Origin of the sequence: Rhodoferax sp. (genome assembly GCF_028714215.1) — a bacterium.
Taxonomy (GTDB): Bacteria; Pseudomonadota; Gammaproteobacteria; order Burkholderiales; family Burkholderiaceae_C; genus Rhodoferax.
Genome location: NZ_JAQTMS010000006.1, coordinates 1 through 22,147 on the forward strand (window position 1 = coordinate 1; position 22,147 = coordinate 22,147).

20 protein-coding genes and 1 pseudogene are annotated in these 22,147 nt (G+C 62.7%); 6 read left to right on the plus strand and 15 right to left on the minus strand.

All coding sequences use genetic code 11. The annotated features are described in order from the left end of the window. The 6 genes and pseudogenes from PHS32_RS04115 to PHS32_RS04140 form a co-directional block, all read right to left on the minus strand. Positions 1-647: pseudogene (locus PHS32_RS04115) on the minus strand (cytochrome C); the annotation flags it as partial. A 130-nt stretch (positions 648-777) separates the two neighbouring features. Then, a complete protein-coding gene (locus PHS32_RS04120) occupies positions 778-1,119 on the minus strand; it encodes a c-type cytochrome (RefSeq protein ID WP_301077566.1) in 342 nt (113 codons plus the stop codon). Between the two features lie 200 nt (positions 1,120-1,319). Further along, the gene (locus PHS32_RS04125; RefSeq protein ID WP_301077567.1) at positions 1,320-1,970 is read right to left on the minus strand and encodes an ABC-type transport auxiliary lipoprotein family protein; all 651 of its coding nucleotides are present in this window, start codon (positions 1,968-1,970) and stop codon (positions 1,320-1,322) included. An 8-nt stretch (positions 1,971-1,978) separates the two neighbouring features. Further along, the gene (locus PHS32_RS04130; RefSeq protein WP_301077568.1) at positions 1,979-2,944 is read right to left on the minus strand and encodes an MlaD family protein; all 966 of its coding nucleotides are present in this window, start codon (positions 2,942-2,944) and stop codon (positions 1,979-1,981) included. Positions 2,945-2,963: 19 nt separating this feature from the next. Further along, positions 2,964-3,758, minus strand: a complete 795-nt coding sequence (locus PHS32_RS04135) for an ATP-binding cassette domain-containing protein (RefSeq protein ID WP_301077569.1) — start codon at positions 3,756-3,758, stop codon at positions 2,964-2,966. Beyond that, on the minus strand, positions 3,755-4,885 hold the full coding sequence (locus PHS32_RS04140) for an ABC transporter permease (RefSeq protein WP_301077570.1): 1,131 nt from the start codon (positions 4,883-4,885) through the stop codon (positions 3,755-3,757). Before PHS32_RS04140 ends, PHS32_RS04135 begins: the two co-directional genes overlap by 4 nt. Positions 4,886-4,996: 111 nt before the next feature. Between PHS32_RS04140 and PHS32_RS04145 the strand changes: the two genes are divergently transcribed. Together PHS32_RS04145 and PHS32_RS04150 are read left to right on the plus strand one after the other, a co-directional pair. Further along, positions 4,997-5,785 carry an enoyl-CoA hydratase/isomerase family protein gene (locus tag PHS32_RS04145; RefSeq protein WP_301077571.1) on the plus strand — a complete coding sequence of 263 codons (789 nt, stop codon included), beginning with the start codon at positions 4,997-4,999 and terminating at the stop codon, positions 5,783-5,785. 13 nt (positions 5,786-5,798) lie between these two features. After that, on the plus strand, positions 5,799-7,511 hold the full coding sequence (locus PHS32_RS04150) for a GMC family oxidoreductase N-terminal domain-containing protein (RefSeq protein WP_301077572.1): 1,713 nt from the start codon (positions 5,799-5,801) through the stop codon (positions 7,509-7,511). Positions 7,512-7,688: 177 nt separating this feature from the next. Here PHS32_RS04150 and mrdA read toward each other — a convergent pair whose 3' ends face one another. The 4 genes from mrdA to PHS32_RS04170 all read right to left on the minus strand — a co-directional run bounded on the left by mrdA (position 7,689) and on the right by PHS32_RS04170 (position 12,232). Beyond that, positions 7,689-9,638, minus strand: a complete 1,950-nt coding sequence (mrdA, locus tag PHS32_RS04155) for a penicillin-binding protein 2 (protein ID WP_301077573.1) — start codon at positions 9,636-9,638, stop codon at positions 7,689-7,691. 87 nt (positions 9,639-9,725) lie between these two features. Beyond that, positions 9,726-10,256 carry a rod shape-determining protein MreD gene (gene mreD / locus PHS32_RS04160; RefSeq protein ID WP_301077574.1) on the minus strand — a complete coding sequence of 177 codons (531 nt, stop codon included), beginning with the start codon at positions 10,254-10,256 and terminating at the stop codon, positions 9,726-9,728. Then, entirely contained in the window at positions 10,253-11,173 is a 921-nt protein-coding gene (mreC, locus tag PHS32_RS04165) for a rod shape-determining protein MreC (protein ID WP_301077575.1), read from the minus strand. The genes mreD and mreC overlap by 4 nt, the downstream gene beginning before the upstream one ends. A 15-nt stretch (positions 11,174-11,188) precedes the next feature. Next, the gene (locus tag PHS32_RS04170; RefSeq protein WP_301077576.1) at positions 11,189-12,232 is read right to left on the minus strand and encodes a rod shape-determining protein; all 1,044 of its coding nucleotides are present in this window, start codon (positions 12,230-12,232) and stop codon (positions 11,189-11,191) included. A gap of 200 nt (positions 12,233-12,432) precedes the next feature. Between PHS32_RS04170 and gatC the strand changes: the two genes are divergently transcribed. The 3 genes from gatC to gatB are packed head-to-tail and all read left to right on the plus strand — an operon-like array spanning position 12,433 to position 15,700. Further along, positions 12,433-12,732, plus strand: coding sequence for an Asp-tRNA(Asn)/Glu-tRNA(Gln) amidotransferase subunit GatC (gene gatC / locus PHS32_RS04175; protein WP_301077577.1), 300 nt, complete (start codon positions 12,433-12,435; stop codon positions 12,730-12,732). A 2-nt stretch (positions 12,733-12,734) separates the two neighbouring features. Continuing rightward, positions 12,735-14,210 carry an Asp-tRNA(Asn)/Glu-tRNA(Gln) amidotransferase subunit GatA gene (gene gatA, locus PHS32_RS04180; protein ID WP_301077578.1) on the plus strand — a complete coding sequence of 492 codons (1,476 nt, stop codon included), beginning with the start codon at positions 12,735-12,737 and terminating at the stop codon, positions 14,208-14,210. 2 nt (positions 14,211-14,212) lie between these two features. After that, positions 14,213-15,700, plus strand: a complete 1,488-nt coding sequence (gene gatB / locus PHS32_RS04185) for an Asp-tRNA(Asn)/Glu-tRNA(Gln) amidotransferase subunit GatB (protein WP_301077579.1) — start codon at positions 14,213-14,215, stop codon at positions 15,698-15,700. 20 nt (positions 15,701-15,720) lie between these two features. Here gatB and PHS32_RS04190 read toward each other — a convergent pair whose 3' ends face one another. Next, positions 15,721-16,419, minus strand: coding sequence for a DUF4124 domain-containing protein (locus PHS32_RS04190; RefSeq protein WP_301077581.1), 699 nt, complete (start codon positions 16,417-16,419; stop codon positions 15,721-15,723). A 2-nt stretch (positions 16,420-16,421) separates the two neighbouring features. Then, the gene (gene pyrE / locus PHS32_RS04195) at positions 16,422-17,132 is read right to left on the minus strand and encodes an orotate phosphoribosyltransferase (protein ID WP_301077582.1); all 711 of its coding nucleotides are present in this window, start codon (positions 17,130-17,132) and stop codon (positions 16,422-16,424) included. 10 nt (positions 17,133-17,142) lie between these two features. On the opposite strand from pyrE, the gene PHS32_RS04200 reads away from it, so the two are divergent. Beyond that, entirely contained in the window at positions 17,143-17,934 is a 792-nt protein-coding gene (locus PHS32_RS04200) for an exodeoxyribonuclease III (protein WP_301077583.1), read from the plus strand. A 34-nt stretch (positions 17,935-17,968) separates the two neighbouring features. On the opposite strand, the gene PHS32_RS04205 is transcribed toward PHS32_RS04200, so the two are convergent. The 3 genes from PHS32_RS04205 to PHS32_RS04215 are packed head-to-tail and all read right to left on the minus strand — an operon-like array spanning position 17,969 to position 22,146. After that, positions 17,969-19,705 (minus strand): hypothetical protein, encoded by a 1,737-nt coding sequence (locus PHS32_RS04205; protein WP_301077584.1) that lies wholly within the window; start codon positions 19,703-19,705, stop codon positions 17,969-17,971. Beyond that, positions 19,665-21,368, minus strand: a complete 1,704-nt coding sequence (locus tag PHS32_RS04210) for an adenylate/guanylate cyclase domain-containing protein (protein WP_301077585.1) — start codon at positions 21,366-21,368, stop codon at positions 19,665-19,667. The genes PHS32_RS04205 and PHS32_RS04210 overlap by 41 nt, the downstream gene beginning before the upstream one ends. Before the next feature lie 37 nt (positions 21,369-21,405). Then, entirely contained in the window at positions 21,406-22,146 is a 741-nt protein-coding gene (locus tag PHS32_RS04215; protein WP_301077586.1) for a hypothetical protein, read from the minus strand. Position 22,147: the final 1 nt, after the last annotated feature.

A 22,147-nucleotide genomic window follows, 5' to 3' on the forward strand; every position in this document is an offset into this window, starting at 1 on the left:
ACCAACACGGTGGCACCGGCGGCATTTTGGTAGCTCAGCTGGATCGCGACGCGATGCGTCCGGCCGGGCTCGAAGACCACGCCGTTGGTCTGGGCCGGGTTGGTGATATCGGTCTTGAAGGTATAGGTGTAATAACCGTCGGCGTTGTAGACCAGTTGCGCCGCCAGCAGCGCGGGGTCGGTCTGTTTGCCATCGGTAGTGGCTTGCATGGCCGTCGCCGCGGGCACTTTGGCGCCGCCCGGGCCGACACCCGTTGTCGCTGTTTCCTTGCGGTAGATGTAGTTGACCCACTGGTCCGGGTCGCCATTGCTGCCCGGAACCAGCTTGGCGATGGCGAAGCTGACATTGGCGATCTTCAGATCGGCCTTGACGGCGCCGTCCGAAAACACCGCGAAGTTGACCTTGGGCGCGCCGTTCACGCTGACGGCCGACAAGCCGGCACTTTGCACCACCGTGAAGGGGGCGGCGGAGTTGGTCGCCGTGTCATTGACCGGCAACACACTGGCCGCCGCGATAGCGCTATTGGTGGCAACAACCGGTACCGGGGGCACCGGCGCCGGTTGCCCATTGCCACCGCCGCCGCCGCAACCCGCCACAGCAACCGCCAAGATGCCCAACATGCCCCATCGGGCCAATGAATGTTTCATTTTTTCTCCGTCGTTTTCCGGTTAAACGACACGCCACGAACTGCCCAAAGCGGTTAGCGCGATACCGTTATCTCTATGCAATTCATTCCTGACAGTGAACCATTCTGCGTCCCGCGGGGCAGCCCAGTTGCTACTGCGCCAGTACCCAGTCGGCCAGATTCTTCTGTGCGGCCTGATCCTTGGTGTCAATGATCTTGTGGTCTTCCTGGCTACCGTCGTCAAGCTTGACCTTGGGGCCGGTGGTAATGTTCTTGATGATACTGGCCTGACCGTCAGCCTTGCCTTTGTATTTGGCGGCAATTTTCTTGAGAGATGGCCCCTTTTTTGTCTTGTCGACGGCATGGCATTTGCTGCAATCATTCTTTTTGAACAAGGCCTGCGCCGCGTCGGCATCCACCGCCGCCATGGTTTGGGTCGAAAAACCAGCCAGTGCGGCGACCGCCAAGGGCAGCACGATTTGTGTCAATTTCATTTCAAATCCTTTCAGGTTACTGTTTCATCCGATTTAAGATTACCTTAAGAGTTTACTTAAGGTTTACCTTAGACCAGAGGATAAACCCCCAGCTGGTTTTTGCAGTCCGGCAGGCTCCGATGCTAGCGGTTCCGGTTGATTTAGATCAAATGATTTTTAAGGTTTCAATGCCGGGTGTTGCATTTTTGCCTGCCGGCTAGCTAGCGGCCAAGCGCTTGCAACCACTGATCAAGTTCCTGCAGCGCTGCGTCGGTGGCGACCGTCAGAGCCCGGACACCGCCCGGGGCGTCCGCGGTGGGCGCCCTGCGCTGCACCGTCAGGCTGCGTTGTGCCAGCCATTTTTCACCTTTCGGTCCGGGTTGCGTCAAGCTGGCACGCAAGCGCAGCAGGCCGGTACTTTGGTCGGGCGCCTCGAACAGTTGGCTGAACTCTTCAAGCTCAATGCGCAGCAATACCGGGCTTGCTGTGTCGCCGTCGCTGATGTCACCGGGGCTGAGCAGGGCGCGCCGCTGGCTCAGGTGTTGGCGCAGGCGCTGGCGCAGCAACTGGGCCGGCGTCATGCTCCAGCGCGCCAGGGCGTAGGGCCGCAGTTGCTGCTTGTCGGCGTAGGCCAGGCGATAGAGGACAGCGGTGCTGTCAAGCGCCGGACTGGCTTCAACCAGGTCCAGCGCCAGGGCCGGCAGTCTGGGTTCAGCTTCGGCCGGCGTCGCCGTCAGCGACCCCGGACCGAAGTCGTAGAGCGCCGGGCGCGCCGCTTGATTGGGTAGGGCACAGCCGCTCAGTGTCAAAAACAGCAGAATGAAAAGACCTTTGGCGCGCCTGAAACAAGCATCGATAGCGGCTGAATTCATGGTGTCTTTCATGGTTTGCCAGGGCTCGCGGAAAAGCCCGGCTCGCCCGGGCCGGGCGTGATCGGTGCGGTGCCAAAGAGCAGCGACTGCGGGTTGTCACTGACCATGTCGGCGGTTCGGTTTAGCTGGCGCGCACTGCGGCTGGCGTCTTCGGCCACCCGGTTGACGCGTGGCAGGGTGGTCGAATTCAGCCGTTGCCCGGTGGCGACCAGCGTGGCGGCGCCGACCGCCAGTTGGTCCAGCGTACCGTCTTTTGCATTCATGCGCTCGGTGACCGTTCTGAAGGCGCGCGCCGATTGCCGCGCCTCGTCGGCACTCGCGCCGACCCGCAGCGAGCTGTCCTTCACGGTGTTGAGTGTGGTGCTGGCTTGCTGCGCCAGTTGCGGTAGCAACTGGCTAGCTTCGGCGGACAACTGCTTGATGCTGGCGGCGGCCTGGTCCAAACTGGCAAGCGCCGTCAGCAGGCTTTGCTGATTGGCCGGCGCCAGCAGCAGGTTGACGCGGCGCGTGGTTTCTTCCAACTGCAACAGAATGCTGCTGCCCCGATCCGACAGTTTGGCGATGAGGCCGGGTCGCAGCGGAATGCGGGGCAGCGGCTGCTGGTTGTAATCGATCATCACCTTCGATTCGCCGCTGTCGTCGAGTTGCACAAAAGCCAGACCGGTGACACCCTGAAAGCCCAGCGTGGCAAAGGTCGACCGGGTGATCGGCGCCTGCTCGTCTATGGCGATCCGAATCAGCACCTGACCGCCGGCCTGGGGGTCCAGGCCAATGTGGGTGACCTTGCCGACAGCGACCCCTTTGAAGCGCACCGAAGCCTGCGGCTGCAGACCGGTCACCGGGTCTGCGCTGGTCAGCTCAAAGACCCGCAACTGGCGCGTATCGCGCGTCAACCAGACTGCCAACGCGACCAGCAAGGCCAGCAACAGCAGCAAAAAAGTACCAGCTGCCAAGGCGTGGGATTTGTTTTCCATTTTCCGTCAGACTCTCTTTCTACACCACCAGAGGCTGCTGCAACATGGAAGCAGCGCGCCGTCCGCGGGCGCCCTGGAAGAAATCATGCACAAAGGGATGGGGATGGGCCATCACCTCCATCGGCGTCCCGCTGACGACGATGTGCTTGTCGGCCACCACGGCGATGCGGGTGCTGAGTTCAAATAAGGTGTCCAGATCGTGTGTCACCATCACCACGGTCAAGCCGAGCTCGCGGTGCAGGGAGCGTAACAGCACGCAAAAGGCGTCGGCACTGTCGGGGTCCAGCCCGGCAGTTGGCTCGTCGAGCAACAGCAGCGGCGGATCCATCACCAGGGCGCGTGCCAGGGCCACACGCTTGACCATGCCGCCGGACAAATCGGCCGGCATCTTGTGCGCCTGCGACGGCTCCAGTCCGACCATTTGCAGTTTGACCATGGCGACGTCCCGAATCAGCGCACGCGGCAGGGTGCGGAGTTCGCGTAGCGGGAAAGCGATGTTCTCCAACACAGTGAAGGCGGAGAACAGGGCGCCGTGCTGGAATAGCATGCCGACGCGGCTGGCGGCACCCTCGGAGCCCATTTGCGAGGCCGGTTGACCGGCCACCGTGACACGCCCGCGGCTGGGCGTCTCCAGTCCCAAGATCTGGCGCAGCAACACGGTCTTGCCGCTGCCGGAGCCGCCCACGATGGACAGCAGCACACCCGACTCAATGCGCAGGTCCAGGTCTTTGTGAATCACCGACTCCTGCCCGGCACTGCGAAACACCGACCAGAGCTTGTCGATCTCGACGATGGGGGCCGGCGTCGGGTTCATATGCCAATGTTCTTGAAGATCACCGCAAACAGCGCGTCCACCAGTATCACCATGGTGATGGAGGTCACCACCGAGGCGGTCGTACCCTGACCCAGACTTTCGGTGTTGGGTTTGACGCGCAACCCATAGTGACAGCCGATCAACGCAATCAGCAGGCCAAATACCACCGACTTGCCGACCGCCAGTGTCAAATTCGACACCTGCACCGCGCGTGGCAGTGTTTCAAAGAAATACGCCGGCGTCACGCCCATGACCAGGTCCGACGCCAGCATGCCGCCCAACAGCGCCGCCAGCGTGGTCCAGACCGTCAGCAACGGCATGGCGATGGCCAGCGCGATGGCGCGCGGCAGCACCAGCCGGTAGCCTTTGGCAATGCCCAGCACGCGCATGGCGTCCAATTCCTCGGTCACCCGCATGACGCCGATTTGGGCCGTGATGGCCGAGCCGGAGCGCCCGGCGATCAGGATCGCCGCCAGTACCGGTCCGAGTTCGCGGATCAGGGCGATACCCAGAATGTTGACGATGAAGGCATCGGCGCCAAACTGGCGCAGTTGCTGCGACATCAGGTAAGCCAGCACCACGCCAATCAGAAACCCGACCAGGGCTGTAATCGGCAGCGCAGTGGCGCCAATGCGGTACAGATGGCCGGACACGTCGCGCCACGGACCTCGACCAGGCGCCGCTGCCAGTTTCAGGCAGTCGAGTAGCAGTTGACCGGTCAGGCGTATCCAGTACTTGATGTGCTCCAACAAAACCCACACTTTGGCGCCCAGGCGCAGGAACAGCCGCCAGGCCGAGTTGCGGACCGGCAGCGGGGCTGTTGTGACGTACTGTGCCACCCTTGTCAGCATGGTGCGCTGTGCCTCCAGCAGCAACAGGCTGGCGGGCCAGCGATGGCCCCAGGCGTTCCACAACACTTGGGCCCCGGTATGGTCGAGTCGTTGCAGCGTGCGCAAATCCCAGGTCGCTGGTTCGGTTGCTACGCCGTCGCAACGGGCCAGCTCGGATTCAATCCGGGGCCAGATCGCCGGCTCGGCCAGGCGCGCCGCCGTCCAGCAGCCAGACAGCTGCACACGCGATCCCTCGGGTGTGGTTTGCTGTGTGATGCGGGGGCTGTCTTCCGCCATGGCGGCTCGCTCGATCAAAATGGTGACTGAAATGTAGTTGGTAACGCAGTGTAGTCAACCGTTCAGTGGCTGTGCCGGCGTTGCGGCAGAATAGCCCAAACTGGAGACACTATGAGCAAGCCTGTTTTTTCGTCGACGCCCGAGTTGGACGTGGCGCAACGCGGACCGGTGCTGTGGCTGACCATCAACCGCGAGGAGCGGCGCAACGCCATGAGCCATGCGGTGCTGGCCGGCCTGACGCAAGCTATTTCCGCGGCGCAGGGCCAGCGCGACATCCGCGCCATCGTCATCACCGGCGCCGGTAGCAAGGCCTTCTGCGCCGGCGCCGATTTGCAGTCGGCCCAGGCTTTTACCACCGACTATTCGGAACCCCATGGCCATCTGGCGCAGTTGTTGCGCGTGGCACGGGCCAGCTATGTGCCGCTGATTGCCCGCGTCAATGGCGCCTGCATGGCGGGCGGCATGGGCTTGCTGGCCATGTGCGACATGGCGGTGGCGGCGCGCCATGCGCTGTTTGGCCTGCCGGAAGTCAAGGTGGGCGTCTTTCCGGCCCAGGTGCTGAGCGTGTTGCAGCACTTGATACCGCGGCGTGCACTCAACGAGATGTGCCTGACGGGCGAACCCATCAGTGCGGCGCAAGCACTGGAGCTGGGGCTGGTGAACCATGTCGATGATGACCTTGACCTCAAGCTGCAGTGGTTGCTGGAGCGTCTGCTGGACAAATCTCCGGCCGCCATCCGCCGTGGCTTGTATACGCTCAAGAAGGTGGAAAGCATGGCGTTTGAAGAAGCGGTCTCGTTCACCGAGAGTCAGATTGCGCTGTTCACCCTGTCCGAGGATGCCAAGGAGGGACAGAAAGCATTTCAGGAAAAACGCAAGCCGAATTGGGTCGGACATTGAACACAAGGCACACATGAGTACTAGCTTTGACTACATCATCATCGGCGCCGGCAGCGCCGGCTGTCTGCTGGCGAATCGGCTTTCGGCCGACGCCAGCAAGCGCGTTTTGCTGATTGAAGCCGGACGCCGCGACGACTACCACTGGATTCACATTCCGGTGGGCTACCTCTACTGCATCGGCAACCCGCGTACCGACTGGCTCTACAACACCGAACCGGACGCCGGGCTGAACGGTCGCGTGCTGCGCTACCCACGCGGCAAGACACTGGGCGGCTGCAGCAGCATCAACGGCATGATTTACATGCGCGGCCAGGCACGCGATTACGACCAGTGGGCCAGACTGACGGGCGACGACGCCTGGCGTTGGGACAATGTGCTGCCGTATTACAAGTTGCATGAAGACCACTACAAGGGCGCCAATGCTTCGCACGGCGCGCGTGGCGTGGCGTCGGAGCTGCTGGGCGACGCCGGCACCCCTTACCGCAAGGTATTGCGGCATCGCAACGCCGGTGGCGAGTGGCGGGTCGAAAAGCAGCGCTTGCGCTGGGACATCCTGGACGCGTTTGCGCAGGCCGCGCAGCAGGCCGGCATCCCGGCCACCGACGACTTCAACCGGGGCAACAACGAGGGTGTCGGCTACTTCGAGGTGAATCAAAGGAACGGCTGGCGCTGGAATACCGCCAAAGCCTTTCTAAGGCCCACTTGCTATGCGCGGCCGAATTTCGAGATGTGGACCTCGGCCCAGGTCGCCAGCTTGCAGCTGGAAAAACAGCCGGATGGCAGCCTGAGTTGCACCGGGGTGCAGGTCTGGGCCAGCTCCGAGATGGTGGTGGCCAGCGCCAGCACGGAGGTCATTCTGAGTGCCGGCAGCATCGGCTCGCCGCAGATTTTGCAGCTATCGGGCATCGGCCCGGCGGACTTGCTGCAAAGCAAGGGCATTGCCGTGCTGAAGGACGCGCCGGGGGTGGGCGCCAACTTGCAGGACCACCTGCAGATTCGCTCGGTCTTCAAGGTGCAGGGCGCGAAAACCCTGAACACGCAGGCCAATTCGCTGTGGGGTAAAGCCATGATCGGCCTCGAGTACGCCTTCAAGCGCAGCGGGCCGATGAGCATGGCACCCTCGCAGTTGGGCGCCTTCACGCGCAGCGACCCGGCTCAGCCCTACCCCAACATCGAGTACCACGTGCAACCGCTCAGTCTGGAGGCTTTTGGCGAACCGCTGCACAGCTTCAATGCCTTCACGGCCAGCGTCTGCAACCTCAATCCCACCAGTCGCGGCACGGTCCACATCAAAAGTCCCAATTTTCAGGAAGCGCCGGCGATCGCACCGAATTACCTGAGCACCGAGGCAGACCGCAAGGTGGCGGCCGATTCACTGCGCGTCACGCGCAACATCGTGTCCCAGGCGGCCCTGGCCAGGTACCAGCCGGTGGAGTGGAAGCCCGGCACCCAGTTTCAGACCGATGAGGAGTTGGCCAGGCTGGCGGGCGACATTGCAACCACCATCTTTCACCCGGTAGGCACCACCAGGATGGGCTCGCCGGACGACCCTTATGCCGTGCTGGATTCGCGCTTGCGGGTGCGCGGCGTTGCCGGCTTGCGCGTGGTCGATGCCGGTGTCATGCCCCTGATCACCAGCGGCAACACCAATTCGCCGGCGCTAATGATCGCGGAGAAGGCGGCGCAGTGGATTGCACAGGACGCAGCTGCGTCAGGGAGAGGGTAAATCAGACAAGGGTAAGCCCCGATGTGGCAACCGGTTTTGACGTGTACATTGGTGCCAATCGTCAATCGGCCGCAGGTCGGTTGATCGAGAAGACCCCTGGAGACGCTCCTTAAAACACGCACAAACGAAGAAAGGCATCGGCAACCCCGGTGCCTTTTTTTCATGGGCGGCGTCAAATCAAGGGCTGACTGGCGGCCACGGTATTTCGGTCAGGGCGCGCGGCGTGCCAATCGGTGCGGTGGCCTGGGCTTTTTGCACGGCCGCGATGTCCTCCACGCTGGGGTACTGCTTGAGCAGCCAATAATCGAAGATCCGGCGTGCAATGGGGGCTGCATTCTGGGAGCCGAAACCGGCGTTTTCAACCACCATGGCGAGTGCGATCTGCGGCTCTTCAGCCGGTGCAAAGGCGGTAAATAGCGCATGGTCGCGCAAGCGTTCATCGACTCTGGACGCTATGTACTTTTCGTTTTGCTTGATTTGCACCACCTGCGCCGTGCCGGTCTTGCCGCCACTGGTGTAGCCGGCGCCACGGAAGGCGGCGGCCGATGTGCCCTCGATATTGACGCCCATCAGCGCATTCTTGATGACCGCGATATGCTCGGCTTTGGCAATCGCTTGGCCCATCGCCTCCCGCGTCGTGCTGGTGGGGGTATGCGTCAGGACGTCGACCACTTCCTTCACCAGATGCGGCTTCATCTTGATGCCGTTGTTGGCCAGTGTCGCCGTGGCCGACGCGAGTTGCAGCATGGTGAAGTTGTTGTAGCCCTGGCCAATGCCCAGCGAGATGGTTTCACCGGCGTACCATTTTTGTTGGTCGGCACGTTTATAGGCTTTGCGTTTCCACTCGGTGGAGGGCAGCAGGCCGCGCACCTCGCCAAATATATCGATACCGGTCAGCTCGCCGAAACCGAAGCGCTGCATCTGCTCATGAATGGTGTCCACCCCCAGGTCGTTGGCCAGCATGTAGTAGTAGGTGTCGCACGACTGCACGATCGATTGGTACATATTGACCCGGCCATGCCCGCCTTCCTTGTCGTCCCGGAAGCGGTGGTTGCCGAACATGAAAAAGCCGGGGTCGGAAATCGATTGCTCCGGAGTGCGGGTTCCGGTTTCCAGCGCCGCCAAGGCCATGAAGGGTTTGTAGGTGGAACCCGGCGGGTAGGTGCCGCGCAGCGCGCGGTTGAGCAGTGGTTTGTCGGGTGATTCGTTGAGCGTTTGCCAGTTGTCGCTGTCGATGCCTTCGACAAACAGGTTGGGATCAAAGGTCGGTTTGCTGACGAAGGCCAGTATTTCACCGGTCTTCGGGTCCATTGCCACCAGCGCGCCGCGGCGCTCGCCAAACAACTCCTCGATCAGATGTTGCAGCTTGATGTCAATCGACAGCTTGACCGTGTTGCCAGGCGTCGCCGGGCTGCTGGCCAACTTGCGCATGGCCCGTCCGCCAGCCGATGTTTCCACCGAGTCGACGCCGGTGACACCGTGCAACTGGGTCTCGAAACTCTGCTCGACGCCCAGTTTGCCGATGTACTCGGTGCCGCGGTAGTTCGCCTGGTCGTCGGAATCGTCGAGTTTCTCTTTCTCGGCCGGGTTGATGCGCCCGATGTAGCCGATGACGTGGCTGGCCAGTTCCCCATAGGGGTAGCTGCGAAACAGTCTGGCCTTGATGTCGACGCCTGGAAAGCGAAAGCGTTGCGCGGCAAATTTCGCCACCTCTTCGTCGCTGAGACGGGTGCGCAGCGGCAGTGACTCGAAGCTCTTGGACTCTTCCAGCAACTTTTTGAAGCGACGCCGGTCGCGCGCCGTGATTTCCATCACCTGGGACAATTCTTCAATCGTCTGCTCCAGGTTGGCGATCCTGGAGGGCGTGACTTCCAGGGTGTAGGCCGAGTAGTTGCTGGCCAGCACAATGCCATTGCGGTCCAGGATGAGCCCCCGGTTCGGCACCACCGGAACAATGGCCGTACGGTTGTTTTCGGCCTGCTCCAGCAGATCCTCGTGGCGCACGATCTGAAGGTACGCCAGGCGCGACGCCACCAGCAAAAAGCAGACCAGTACCGCGACACTGGCAACCAGCACCCGCGTCCGAAAGCGCGACAGGTCGGCTTCAATATTGCGCAGTTCGGTCATGATCGCCGCCGCGCCGGGCCGCCCCAAGCAAGGCAAGCCCCTTCGAGGGGCAGCGCAGTACACGAAGTGACAAGCGTGGGGGCCATATCAAAGCGGCCGGTGCGCATCCGGATCGGGCGTCCTTCTTTGCGGCAACAGCAAAATCACGCTCATGACCGGCCACAGCAAGGACTCGAAGACCGGTGACAGCAGGATCAGGAAGCCGGGGAAGGCACCACCGGCCAGCAGGCGAACGCTCAACTCAATGGCGTGGGCCGCCGCAAACAGCGGGAAAACCTGAAAGGCTTGCGACGGCACATTGAACCACAGCAGGCGGCGGTGAATGGCGATGGCGAAAAAACTCAGCACCGTGTAGCTCAGGGCGTGCTGTCCCAATAGCGCGCCCTGGTGCACGTCAACGAATAGGCCAAAGACAAAGGCAAAACCAATGCCCACGCGCAAGGGTTGGTGAATGGTCCAGAACACCAGCACCAGGGCCAGCAAATCCGGTGTCCAGGCGGCACGCCCCGACGGACCCATGTTCAGCACCATGTTCAGGCCCAGTGCCGCCAGCAAGCTGCCCAGGATGAAGAAAGGATTGGCCGGCAACAGCAGTTGATGGCCCGGGCGCATGATCATTTTTTAGGCCCTTTCTTGAGTGGACCGGGCGCGGCTTCCACGGTCGGGCGGGGTGCAACCTGGGTGTTGACCGGTTTCAGCACCAGCACATGTTCGACCCCCGAGACCAGGGCCAGCGGCAGACAGCTGATGCGGGCGAAGGCCGAGTCGACGCGGCGTTCCACCTTGCCCACGCGGGCCACCGGTAGGCCGGCCGGGTAGACGCCGTCGACACCGCTGGTGGTCAGCAGGTCGCCGGTCTGCACATCCGCGTTGGCGGCCATGAAGCGCAGCTCCAGCGCATTGGCACGCAAGGTCGGGTCGCCAAAGGCCACGCCGCGCGCACCGGTGCGGGTATTGAGCACCGGAATCGCCTGGTCACGGTCGGTCACCAGCGTCACTTCGCTGAGCATCGGGTAGACCCGGGTCACCTGACCCAGCACGCCGTTCTCGTCGAGCACCGGCGAGCCCGCCAGCACGCCGTCCAGCAGGCCACGGTCGATGATGACTTTGCGGGTATAGGGGTCGGCGGCGTCGTACAGCACCTGGGCGGTCTGCGAAGGCGTCGTCAGTTTTTCGCGCAGACCCAGCAACTGGCGCAGCCGCGAATTTTCAAGCGTCAGTTGTTCCACCTGGTTGGCGCGCAGCGACTGCAATTCGAGTTTTCGGTGCGCCGCTTCCTGCTCCGCCTGAGCGACCTTGAGAGACTCGAAATACTTGGCGCCATCCTGGGTCCACAACACCGGTCGCAGTGCCAGCCATTGTGCCGGGTACAGCACGGTTGCCAGCACCACCCGCAAGGGCTTGACCAGCTCAAAGCGTGCGTCGGCCACCATCAGGAACAGGGCCAGGGCACTGAAGAACGTCAGTTTGGACAGGGCCGAGGGGCCCTGCCGGAAGAAGGGGGGAGGCGTTGCGTCCAGCGTACCAAGTGGCATCGCTGCACCCGAAAATTATTCGCTGGTGAAAATGGAGCCCAGACGCTCCATCCGCTCCAGCGCAATGCCGCAGCCCCGCACCACGCAGGTCAGTGGATCTTCGGCTACCAGGACCGGCAGGCCGGTCTCTTCGGCCAACAGGCGGTCCAGGTCGCGCAGCAGTGCGCCACCGCCGGTGAGCATCATGCCGCGATCGGCGATGTCGGCGCCCAACTCGGGTGGGGTTTGCTCCAGCGCATTTTTGACCGCCGACACAATGTTGTTGATCGGGTCGGTCAGGGCCTCCAGAATTTCGTTGCTGGAGATGGTGAAACTGCGCGGCACGCCTTCGGACAGATTGCGGCCACGCACTTCCATCTCGCGCACCTCGCTGCCGGGGAAGGCGGAACCGATCTTCTTCTTTATCGACTCGGCCGTCGGTTCCCCGATCAGCATGCCGTAGTTGCGCCGGATGTAGTTGATGATGGCTTCGTCGAACTTGTCGCCGCCGACCCGCACACTGCCTTTGTAGACCATGCCGCCCAGCGAGATGACGCCGACCTCGGTGGTGCCGCCGCCAATGTCCACCACCATCGAGCCGCTGGCTTCGCTGATCGGCAGACCGGCGCCGATGGCGGCCGCCATCGGCTCTTCAATCAGGTAGACGTCGCGGGCGCCCGCGCCGAGCGCCGATTCGCGAATGGCGCGGCGCTCGACCTGGGTCGAGCCGCAGGGCACGCAAATGATGATGCGCGGACTGGGGCGAAAGATGGAGCGCGGGTGCACCATCTTGATGAACTGCTTGAGCATCTGCTCAGTGACCGTGAAGTCGGCGATCACGCCGTCCTTCATGGGCCGGATGGCCTCGATATTGCCGGGTACTTTGCCCAGCATCGCCTTGGCTTCCTTGCCGACCGCCTGAATCGTCTTCTTGCCTTGCGGGCCGCCTTCGTGACGGATGGCAACCACCGAGGGTTCGTCCAGCACAATGCCTTTGTCGCGCACATAAATCAGGGTGTTGGCGGTACCCAGGTCGATCGCCAGGTCAGTGGAGAAGTACTGACGGAATGCTCCAAACATTAAAAATCCTCTCGGGCACGGCGGGCGCTTCGGCCCGCCATCACCACATTGACTGTGTAGATAGCGTATTTTTCGGCAAAAAGCCGCGTCGCCGCAGGCTTCGGGCCAAAGGCAGGATAATACTCCATCCCCTGTAAAAACTTTAACCGACGAAGCCGTTTGCCCGGTGTTTTACATCCGGTTTCGAGCGCCAATTTCTTATGTCCCTGACTTCTGCCGACATCGCCCGTATTGCCAATCTGGCCAGACTGGAACTGAAACCGCTTGAGAGTGAGCGCATGCTGACTCAAATCAATGGTTTTTTCGACCTGGTCGAAAAAATGCGTGCCGTCGACACCAGCGGTCTGCAACCGCTGGCGCATCCGGTGGCCACCCTGCAAGACATTGCCTTGCGCCTGCGCGAGGACCGCGTGAGCGAGCCCAATCAGCGCGAGGCCAACCAGCGCAGTGCCCCGGCGGTGGAACATGGACTGTTTCTGGTGCCCAAGGTGATCGAATAAAAATGAACAACTCCTCCTCCCTGCATGACCTCACGGTGGCCCAACTGGCGGCCCAACTGCGCACGCGCAAAGTCTCGGCCGTCGAGACGGCACAGCATTTTTTGGCGCGCTTGCGCCAGCACGCCACGTTGGGCGCTTTTCTCGATGTCAACGACGAAGTGACGCTGGCGCAGGCGCGCGCCGCCGATGCCGCGCTGGCCGCGGGCGCTGCCGACGCCGCCCTGCTGGGTGTGCCGATGGCACACAAGGATATTTTTGTCACCAGGGACTTCGTGACAACGGCCGGCTCCAGGATGCTGGCCGGTTACCGTTCGCCCTTTGATGCCACGGTGGTGGCCAGGCTGGCCCAGCAGGGCGTGGTGACCTTGGGCAAACTCAATTGCGATGAATTCGCCATGGGCTCGGCCAACGAGAACTCGGCTTTCGGCAATGTCAAAAATCCGTGGGATAGCAGCCGTACCCCGGGGGGCTCCTCCGGTGGCAGTGCAGCGGCCGTGGCGGCGCGGCTGGTGCCGGCGGCCAGCGGCACCGACACCGGTGGCTCGATTCGTCAACCGGCCTCGTTTTGTGGTGTCACCGGGATCAAACCGACTTACGGTCGCGCCTCCCGCTACGGCATGGTGGCGTTCGCCTCCAGCCTGGACCAGGCCGGGCCGCTGGCGCGCAGCGCCGAGGACTGCGCCTTGCTGCTGTCGGCCATGTGCGGACCGGACCCGGACCGCGACTCGACCTCGCTGGACGTTGCGGCGGAGGATTTCACCCGCTCGCTGAACAATTCACTGGAGGGCCTGCGCATTGGCATTCCGAAGGAATTTTTTAGCGAAGGTCTGGCACCCGACGTACGCGCCGCCGTGACGGCGGCCCTGCAGGAATTTGAAAAGCTTGGTGCAAAACTGGTCGAGATCACGCTGCCGCGCACCGAGCTGTCGATTCCCGTTTACTACGTCATCGCGCCGGCCGAGGCCTCTAGCAACCTGAGCCGCTTTGACGGCGTCAAGTTCGGTCACCGTGCCGAAAAGTACGCGGACTTGACCGATATGTACAAGAAGACCCGTGCCGAGGGTTTTGGCGACGAGGTCAAGCGCCGCATCATGATAGGCACCTACGTGCTGTCGCACGGCTATTACGACGCCTACTATCTGCAAGCGCAAAAGATCCGGCGCATGATCGCCGACGACTTCCAGCAAGCGTTCCAGCTATGCGATGTGATCGCCGGGCCGGTGGCGCCGACCGTGGCCTGGAAGCTGGGCGGCCACGGCAACGATCCGCTGGCCGATTACCTGGCCGACATCTACACGCTGCCGGCCTCGCTGGCGGGGCTGCCGGGCATGAGCATTCCGGTGGGCTTTGGCGAGGGCCATCTGCCGGTCGGCCTGCAATTGATCTGCAACTATTTGCAGGAAGGCAAGCTGCTTAACGTGGCGCACCGCTTCCAGCAGGCAACCGATTGGCATGTGGCCAAGCCGGAGGGATTTTGAACATGAATACAGTTGTTGAAAAAGAGTCAGCCCCGGGTGCGCCGGTCCAGTCGTCGCTGGTGCGGGGTTATGAGGTCGTGATCGGCTTCGAGACCCATGCCCAACTCTCCACCCAGTCGAAGATTTTCAGCCGTGCCCCGACCGCTTTCGGCGCCGAGCCCAACACCCAGGCCTGCGCGGTGGATCTGGCCTTGCCCGGCACCTTGCCGGTGATGAACATCGGGGCAGTGGAGCGCGCCATCGAGTTCGGTCTGGCGGTCGGCTCGCACATTGCGCCGCGCAGCATTTTTGCGCGCAAGAATTATTTTTACCCCGACTTGCCCAAGGGCTACCAGATCAGCCAGTTCGAGATTCCGGTGGTGCAGGGCGGCGCGGTCGAGTTCTATCTGGGCCAGGAAAAAAAAGCGGTGCGCCTGGTGCGCGCCCACCTGGAAGAAGACGCCGGTAAATCGCTGCACGAAGACTTCGTCGGCCAAACCGGCATCGACCTGAACCGCGCCGGCACGCCGCTGCTGGAGATCGTGACCGAGCCCGATATGCGCTCCAGTGCCGAGGCGGTGGCCTATGCCAAGGAACTGCACAAGATCGTGACCTGGATCGGTATCTGCGACGGCAACATGCAGGAAGGCAGCTTTCGCTGCGACGCCAACGTGTCGGTGCGCAAGCCCGGCGCACCGTTGGGCACGCGGCGCGAAATCAAGAATCTGAACAGCTTCAAGTTCATGCAGCAAGCCATCGACTATGAAGTGCGCTGGCAGATCGAGCAGCTTGAGGAGGGCCACGCGATTGAGCAGGCGACCGTGCTGTTCAACCCCGATAGCGGCGAGACCCGCGCCATGCGCAGCAAGGAAGATGCGGCCGACTACCGCTATTTCCCGGACCCGGATTTGCCGCCGCTGGTGATTGCGCAGGAGTGGGTGCAGCGTGTGCGATCTTCCATGACCGAGTTGCCACGTGTCATGGCACAGCGTTTTGTGGCCGGCTACGGGCTTTCCGAATATGACGCCACCGTCTTGACGCAGAGTCGTGCCATGGCAAGCTATTTTGAAGTGGCTGCGCAAGCTTGTGGCCAGCCGAAGTTGGTTAGCAACTGGATCATGGGCGAGGTGTCTCGGCGCCTCAATGCGCTCGAGCTGGAGATCGCGCAAACGCCGGTCAGCGCGACGCAACTGGCTCAGTTGATCGGCCGGATTGCGGATGGCACGATTTCCAACAATGCGGCCAAACAGGTGCTGGACGCACTATGGAGTGAGGCCCATCGCGATGTCGATGCGGTGATCGAAACCAAGGGTCTCAGGCAGATGAACGACGCCGGCGAGCTGGAAAAAATCGTTGATGCGGTGTTGGCCGGGAATCCGAAAAACGTCGAACAGTACCGCTCTGGCAACAGCAAGGCGCTGAACGCCCTGGTGGGCCAGATCATGAAGGGCAGCAAGGGCAAGGCGAATCCGCAGCAGGTGAACGACCTGCTGCGAAAAAAAATCGGGTAAGGCTGTGCCGCCCCTGTGCGTCAGCGTGTTTTGCTGGCGGCCGGGGCAACCGGTGACTGCATCGCCCAAAGCTGTTTCAGCCGCACCAGTTCCTCGTCAAAACGGGCGTTGACACGCTTGATTTCAGCGTCCTGATCGGCAATGAAACGCGCTTGCACGGACAGGCTGTGCGTCACATCCTCAACCTGGCGGCGTACCAGGGGCGGTGCTTTGCTGGGGTCCTTCTTGTAGAACTCCATCTCGTCCATCACGGCAGCGCGCTGCCGCTGCAATTCTTCAACCCGGGTTACTGCCGCCTGTCTCACGACCCCGATCTGGGCCAGCGCCACGGCACGCTCCTTGTCGTGTACCGCCTTGCTGGGGTAGCGCACCAGCAGCGCCCGGTCGCGCCGTTTTTCCTCGTTGATGCGCGCCAGCTCTTCCTGCGCGGCTTTCTCCTTGGCTTCGAGCGCGGTGCGTTCCTGCGCGGTCAGGTTGGGGCCAACCCTGGCCTTGACCGTGCCGCTGGGATTGAGCACTTTCTGCTCGCGGTCGGCACACTCGGCAATCGGCCGGTCGGAGGTCAGGTTGCGGCCCTTGGCGTCGACGCAGGTATAGATGCCCTGGGTCGCGCCTTGCTGCGCCTGCGCCACAGTCCAAGAGGACAGTGCGGCCAGCAGGAAGCCACTCGACAAGCCCCGGCACAGCTGCCGCAAAGCGGTTTTGTTTGATTTGAACATGGCTAATTTTCTCCTACGCCGTAGCGCTGCCGGTAGGCCATGACACGCTGCCGGTCGGCGGCCAGCGCATCGGCACTGTGCCGGTCAAGATACTGCATCAAATCCGCCAGCTTCGCAATCGCGCAAACCTGTAGTCCAAGCTGTTGGCGCACGTACTGAACGGCGCTGTAGGCGACGTCCCGGCCGTCTTCGGTGGCCTTCTCCTGGCGGTCCAGCGCAATCACGACCGCGTGCGGCGTGGCCCCGGCGCCGCGGATGATGGCAATCGATTCGCGCGTTGCGGTGCCGGCCGAGATCACGTCATCGACTATCAGCACGCGTCCGCTCAGCGGGGCACCGACCAGGGTGCCGCCTTCGCCATGGTCCTTGGCTTCCTTGCGGTTGTAGGCAAAAGGCACGTTGCGCCCCAGGCGCGCCAGTTCGACCGCCACTGCCGCGCCGAGCGGAATGCCCTTGTAGGCCGGGCCAAAAATCATGTCGAACTGGATGCCACTGGCGAGCAGGCGCTGCGCATAAAATTGCGCCAAGCGCCCCAATTTGGCGCCGTCGTCAAATTGGCCGGCGTTGAAAAAATAGGGGCTGATGCGGCCCGCCTTGGTTTTAAACTCGCCGAAACGCAACACGCCACAATCGAGTACAAACTGCACAAAATCCTGGGCCAACGCATCCTGCGGCGCGCTTTGTCCGGTTTCTGTTGCAACACCTTCTGACATGGGGAATTCCTTGTTTAAATTGACCAGCCTGAACCTCAATGGCATCCGCTCTGCCAGCAGCAAAGGCCTTGAAGCCTGGCTGGCCGAAGTCAAGCCCGATTGTATTTGCGTGCAGGAAGTGAAGGCGCAGGCGCCTGATGTGCAGGACCGGTTTGAACAACTGGCCGGTCTGCGGGGCCATTTTCACTTTGCCGAAAAGAAAGGCTATTCCGGCGTCGCCGTCTACACCCGGCATGAGCCCAGCGAAGTCGTGGTGGGCTATGGCTCGGCCGAGTTTGACACCGAAGGCCGTTATGTCGAGTTGCGCTTTGATACGGCCGCCAGCAAGCGCTCCATCATCAGCTGCTATTTCCCCAGCGGCACCTCGGGAGAGGAACGCCAGCAGGCGAAGTTTCGTTTTCTGGAAGAGTTCTATGCGCATCTGAGGCAGCTCAAGGGCCAGCGCCAGTTTGTCCTGTGCGGTGACGTCAACATCGCGCATCAGGAAATCGACCTGAAGAACTGGAAGGGCAACCGGAAGAACTCCGGTTTTCTGCCGGAAGAGCGGGCCTGGGTGACGAAGTTGCTTTCAGAGATGGGCCTGGTGGATGTCTACCGGCATTTGCATCCGGCCACCACCGACGAGGCCTACACCTGGTGGAGCAATCGCGGCCAGGCCTACGCCAAGAACGTTGGCTGGCGACTTGACTACCATTTGGCGACGGCCGAATTGGCGGCCGGTGCCCATTCGGTCGCCATCTACAAGGCGCAGCGCTTCTCGGACCATGCGCCCTTGACGGTCGAGTACGACTGGAAGGTTTGAAGCCAGGTTGCAGCCGCGGCAAGAGTGCCGGGTTTCAGAATCGGCCGACCGGGTTGGCAGCCCAGGCGGCCATGATCGCGCGGTGTTCCGGGATGTTGTGCAAAAAGCCGTGGCGTAGCTCGTCATCGGCGATGCCGGCAGCCACGCCCAGCAGGTCGGCGTAGGCGCTGCCAAGCAGTTGTGCGGCTCGCGGGTCGTTGCCACGGGCCAGCACTTGGTAGCAGGTCAGGCGGATCAGGTAAGGTGCTTCCGTGCTCTCCAGCGCGCCATCCCCGGCCAGCTGCGGCAGCAGACCCTCCACGGTTCGCAGGGCGGCGGCGATATCGCCTTGTGCCAGCGCCACGCGCGCCAGACCGGCCGCCGCGTCGTGCCGGGTCGCATTGTTGAGTTCCATGGCTACCGACTGGGCCCGTGCAAAGGCCGTCTGCGCTGGCGCGTGGCGCCCCAGCGCCAGCTCGGCGTTGCCAAGGGAGCATAGTGCGATGGCCTCGAAGACCGGACTCTGGACCTCCATTGCGATGTCCAGTGCCGCCTGCGCATGCAGCAAGGCCAGCGCATCGTCACCGCGGCGCAGTGCCAGTACCGACAAGTTGGTCAGCGTATTGGGTTCGGTGGCGCGGTCGCCCACGGCACGCGCCAGTTGCAAGCCCTCGTCCAGATAGCCTTGTGCCTGCGCGTGGCCGCCCATGCGCAGCCAGCCGTTGCCCAAATTGCCCAGGGCGATGGCCTCATTGCGCCGGTTGCCAAGCTCGCGGTTGATCAGCAAGTCCTGCAGGTCCATTTCCAGCGACGCCAACTGATCGACCTGACTGTCGGCGATGACAGACAGGGCATTCAGAAACAGGGCTTCGATCGGCCGCGCGCCCAGTGCGCGCGCGCTGGCCAGTCCCTGGTTCGCCAGCGCGCGAGCGCTCTGGCCGTCGCCCAGATAGGCCAAGGCCAGCGCCAGACGATGCTGTCCGCGCAGCCCCAGCAGCGCGTCCGCGGCGCGTTCGGCCAGCGCCATGCTTTGGCGCGCGGTGCGCTCCATGGTGCGGTAATCGCCGGTGCGCATGGCCAGGGTGCTGCGCCGCCAGGCCACTTCACAGCGCCGGCGGTCGTCGTCCAGCGTGTCGGCAAGTTCCTGCAGGATGTCGATGTCAGCCAGTTGCTCGGCCCGCTTGCCCTGCAGGTCCAGTGTCCGCTCACGCACATTGAACAAGCGCCAGCGCAACTGCGCCTGAGCGTCAGCGATTGGGCCATTGTTCGAGGCCGAATTGGGTGGGCGCTGCAGCAGCGCGAGGGCGCTGGCCACATGGCTGATGACGGTCTGGTGCGCGTAACGCCCGGCCGCGTGTTCGGCGGCGCGAGCGAAGAACTCGCAACCTTGGGCCGCGTCGCCGGCCTTCACGAAGTGCTCGGCAGTGGCCCCCAGGAAATCGTTGGCGCGGGCACCGGTTTGGCTGGCCAGCCATTGTGCGGCCTGCGCATGGTGGGCGCGGCGCTGGCGTTTGAGCAAGGTGTCGTAGGTGACCTGATGCAGCAGTTGGTGCGAAAAAGCATATTCACGGACGTCAGCAATGGCATCGTCCAGCGCCGTATCGCGGTGCGGCACGGTCAACTCTCGCTGCACCAGCGAAGGCAGGGCCAGGGGCGACCTGGCGTCCAGGGCGGCCAGGGCCTGATCCCAGAACACGAAACCGATGACGCTGGCTTGTTGCAGTGCCAGTTTCTCGGTCGGCTTCAAACCGTCAAGGCGGGCCTGCAACACGCCGGTGAGGGTTTGCGGCACGTGCGTGGCGCGCAGCTTCTCGGGGGTTTATGCGCCAGTGCTGGTCGCCAGTGACAAGAGCGCCCTCGTCGACCAGCATCTTGACCAGTTCCTCCATGTAGAAGGGGTTGCCGGCGGCGCCGTCGGTGATCAACTGGCGCAGCGGGGCGGGGATCTCGGGCAGTTTCTGCAACAACTCGTTGACCAGTTGGTGACTGGCGTTTGGGTCGAGCGGATGCAGGACGATGCGCCGGCTATCGGGCAGGCCGGGCCAGTCGACGCGCCGCTCGAACAGCGTTGGACGCGTCAGGGTCAGCAGCAGCATGGGCAGATCGCGATTGACTTGCACGAGATAGTCCAGGAAATCCAGTGAACCATCGTCGGCCCAGTTCAGATCGTCGAGCAGCAGAAGCACCGGTGTCCGGTCCCGCAGCGCGACGCGGCGGAACATTTGCGCCGCCGCATGAAAGCCGCGGTGGCGGATTTGCCTGGCATCGTCCTGAATGCCCTTGATGTGTTTGCTGGCGGAAAAGTCCAGCCCAATCAAATGGCCCAGCAGATGGGCCTGAGCCTGTGCCATATCTTCGCCGTCATCTGCCAGGAACAGCGGGACCAGACCCAGCTCGATTTTTTGCTTGGCAAGTTCCAGGCTGTCGCTGTCGGCAATCTGCAGGTGCCAAGCCAGGATGTCGCGCAGCAGTCCGTAGGGTTGGGTCTGGGTCAGCGGGTCGGCGCGGCCCTGAAACAGGTGGTATGTGGGAGCCTGTGTCTGAAGCCGGTTTCTGAACTCGTACAGCAGGCGACTCTTGCCAACTCCGGCATCGGCAACCACGGTCACCACGGCGAGCTTGCCCCGGCTGTACAACTGCTTGAAGGCACCTTGCAACTGCTGCATTTCTGCGTCGCGCCCGACCATCCGGGTCTCGACCCCTTCGACACCCCGCGTGCTGACGCGAAACGCGCGTGGCTGGCGCCGTTGCACCAGATAGCTGAGCATGGGAGCGTCCACGCCCTTGACCGCCATCGGTGGCTGCGCCAGCAGGTCGAACACGCCGCGGACATGGCGGTAGGTGTCGTGGCTGATGCGCAATGTGCCCGCCGGTGCAGTTTGCTCCATGCGTGCTGCAACGTTGACGGTAAAGCCGCGTATGCTGGTTTCGGCATCCATGCCGCCACCCAGCAGCACGGCGCCGGTATGCAGGCCGATGCGGATATTGAAGCCGGCCTGCCCATAGCCCTGTCGCACCAGTTCGGCCTGCCGCTTGCCCTCCTCAAGCAGGGCCAGGCCGGCCATGACGGCGCGTTCGGGGTCGTCTTCATGCACTTCGTCGGCGCCAAATACGGCCAACAGGCTGTCACCCGCGTAGTTCAGCACCTTGCCCCGATGCGCCTCGACGATGGCGGTCCAGCGGGCCAGAGCCCCATTCATGACGGCATGAACCTCTTCCGGGTCGAGGTGCTGGCTCAGGGTGGTCGAGTTGACCACGTCGAGGAACAGAACCGTGACCTGTTTCAGCGCCTGATTTGCAGCCGACGGGGGGCTGGCGTCGGGCGCGGCGTCCAGCGCGGCCAGCCGAGCCCGCAGAGGCCCCAGCGCAGCATCCACCACGGCATTGCCCAGCGCGGCGCGTTGCCCTTCAAGCGCCTGAATGGCGGTGGCCAGCTGTTGCTGTTCGATCGACATGATGAACTGCCGGGCCAGCGTTGCGACCGTGCCTGAATCAGCAGTGCCCCGGATGCGAGCGCCGATAGCCGCGACCGGCTTTCAGCCGGTTCTTCAATTTCTTGCGCAGCGCGGCCACCGGGTCGCTCGGGCCGGCGGGTTGTTCCCAGCGACCGGTCTTGGGATCGAAAATATTCAGGTAGCCACCCGGACTCATGCCGAACGATTCGAGGGTTTTGCCAGCCTGCGCGCGCCCCAGAAAATCATTGCGCCGGCCGACCTGTTCGCCCAGGCTGAAGTAGCTCGGCAAGACAAAGTTGGACACCTGCACCCCGTCGATCGAGTAGCTCTCGGCCTGCACGGCGTCGCACATTTCGAACAGGTGAAAGACGCGCCGGCGCCGGTCCATGGGATGATTGCCCTCGACCAGCAAATTGGCCAGCGGGTCCCCCACCAGCTCCAATGCCTCGTGGGACAGGGTAATCGACCAGGCCTCTTTCATTTGTTCACACAGGCCCAAAAAAACAAAGCCGTAGGGGATGTCCTTGTAATTCGCCAGATGCCAGCCCATGGCCCCCAAGGCATTGCTGCCGTCGACCAGGTACAACACGGCGTCACCCCGCATGTCACTCAGGGTCGTGCTGGGCTGTTTGCCGATGGGGCCTTCCAAGCGCAGGGTTGCGCCAAAACTCCAATACGGTTCGAAGTCGTCCTTGAGCTGGCGGTTGATCACTCGAACGACTTGCTGGACTTGTTCGTCGGCGACGCTTTCGGAGTGGTTTATCAGGGAGATGATCATC

Bases quoted from the DNA above. Each gene is read 5' to 3' on its own strand.
- PHS32_RS04120 (WP_301077566.1), bottom strand. From the start codon at position 1,119: ATGAAATTGACACAAATCGTGCTGCCCTTGGCGGTCGCCGCACTGGCT.
- PHS32_RS04125 (WP_301077567.1), bottom strand. From the start codon at position 1,970: ATGAATTCAGCCGCTATCGATGCTTGTTTCAGGCGCGCCAAAGGTCTT.
- PHS32_RS04130 (WP_301077568.1), bottom strand. From the start codon at position 2,944: ATGGAAAACAAATCCCACGCCTTGGCAGCTGGTACTTTTTTGCTGCTG.
- PHS32_RS04135 (WP_301077569.1), bottom strand. From the start codon at position 3,758: ATGAACCCGACGCCGGCCCCCATCGTCGAGATCGACAAGCTCTGGTCG.
- PHS32_RS04140 (WP_301077570.1), bottom strand. From the start codon at position 4,885: ATGGCGGAAGACAGCCCCCGCATCACACAGCAAACCACACCCGAGGGA.
- PHS32_RS04145 (WP_301077571.1), top strand. From the start codon at position 4,997: ATGAGCAAGCCTGTTTTTTCGTCGACGCCCGAGTTGGACGTGGCGCAA.
- PHS32_RS04150 (WP_301077572.1), top strand. From the start codon at position 5,799: ATGAGTACTAGCTTTGACTACATCATCATCGGCGCCGGCAGCGCCGGC.
- mrdA (WP_301077573.1), bottom strand. From the start codon at position 9,638: ATGACCGAACTGCGCAATATTGAAGCCGACCTGTCGCGCTTTCGGACG.
- mreD (WP_301077574.1), bottom strand. From the start codon at position 10,256: ATGATCATGCGCCCGGGCCATCAACTGCTGTTGCCGGCCAATCCTTTC.
- mreC (WP_301077575.1), bottom strand. From the start codon at position 11,173: ATGCCACTTGGTACGCTGGACGCAACGCCTCCCCCCTTCTTCCGGCAG.
- PHS32_RS04170 (WP_301077576.1), bottom strand. From the start codon at position 12,232: ATGTTTGGAGCATTCCGTCAGTACTTCTCCACTGACCTGGCGATCGAC.
- gatC (WP_301077577.1), top strand. From the start codon at position 12,433: ATGTCCCTGACTTCTGCCGACATCGCCCGTATTGCCAATCTGGCCAGA.
- gatA (WP_301077578.1), top strand. From the start codon at position 12,735: ATGAACAACTCCTCCTCCCTGCATGACCTCACGGTGGCCCAACTGGCG.
- gatB (WP_301077579.1), top strand. From the start codon at position 14,213: ATGAATACAGTTGTTGAAAAAGAGTCAGCCCCGGGTGCGCCGGTCCAG.
- PHS32_RS04190 (WP_301077581.1), bottom strand. From the start codon at position 16,419: ATGTTCAAATCAAACAAAACCGCTTTGCGGCAGCTGTGCCGGGGCTTG.
- pyrE (WP_301077582.1), bottom strand. From the start codon at position 17,132: ATGTCAGAAGGTGTTGCAACAGAAACCGGACAAAGCGCGCCGCAGGAT.
- PHS32_RS04210 (WP_301077585.1), bottom strand. From the start codon at position 21,368: ATGTCGATCGAACAGCAACAGCTGGCCACCGCCATTCAGGCGCTTGAA.
- PHS32_RS04215 (WP_301077586.1), bottom strand. From the start codon at position 22,146: ATGATCATCTCCCTGATAAACCACTCCGAAAGCGTCGCCGACGAACAA.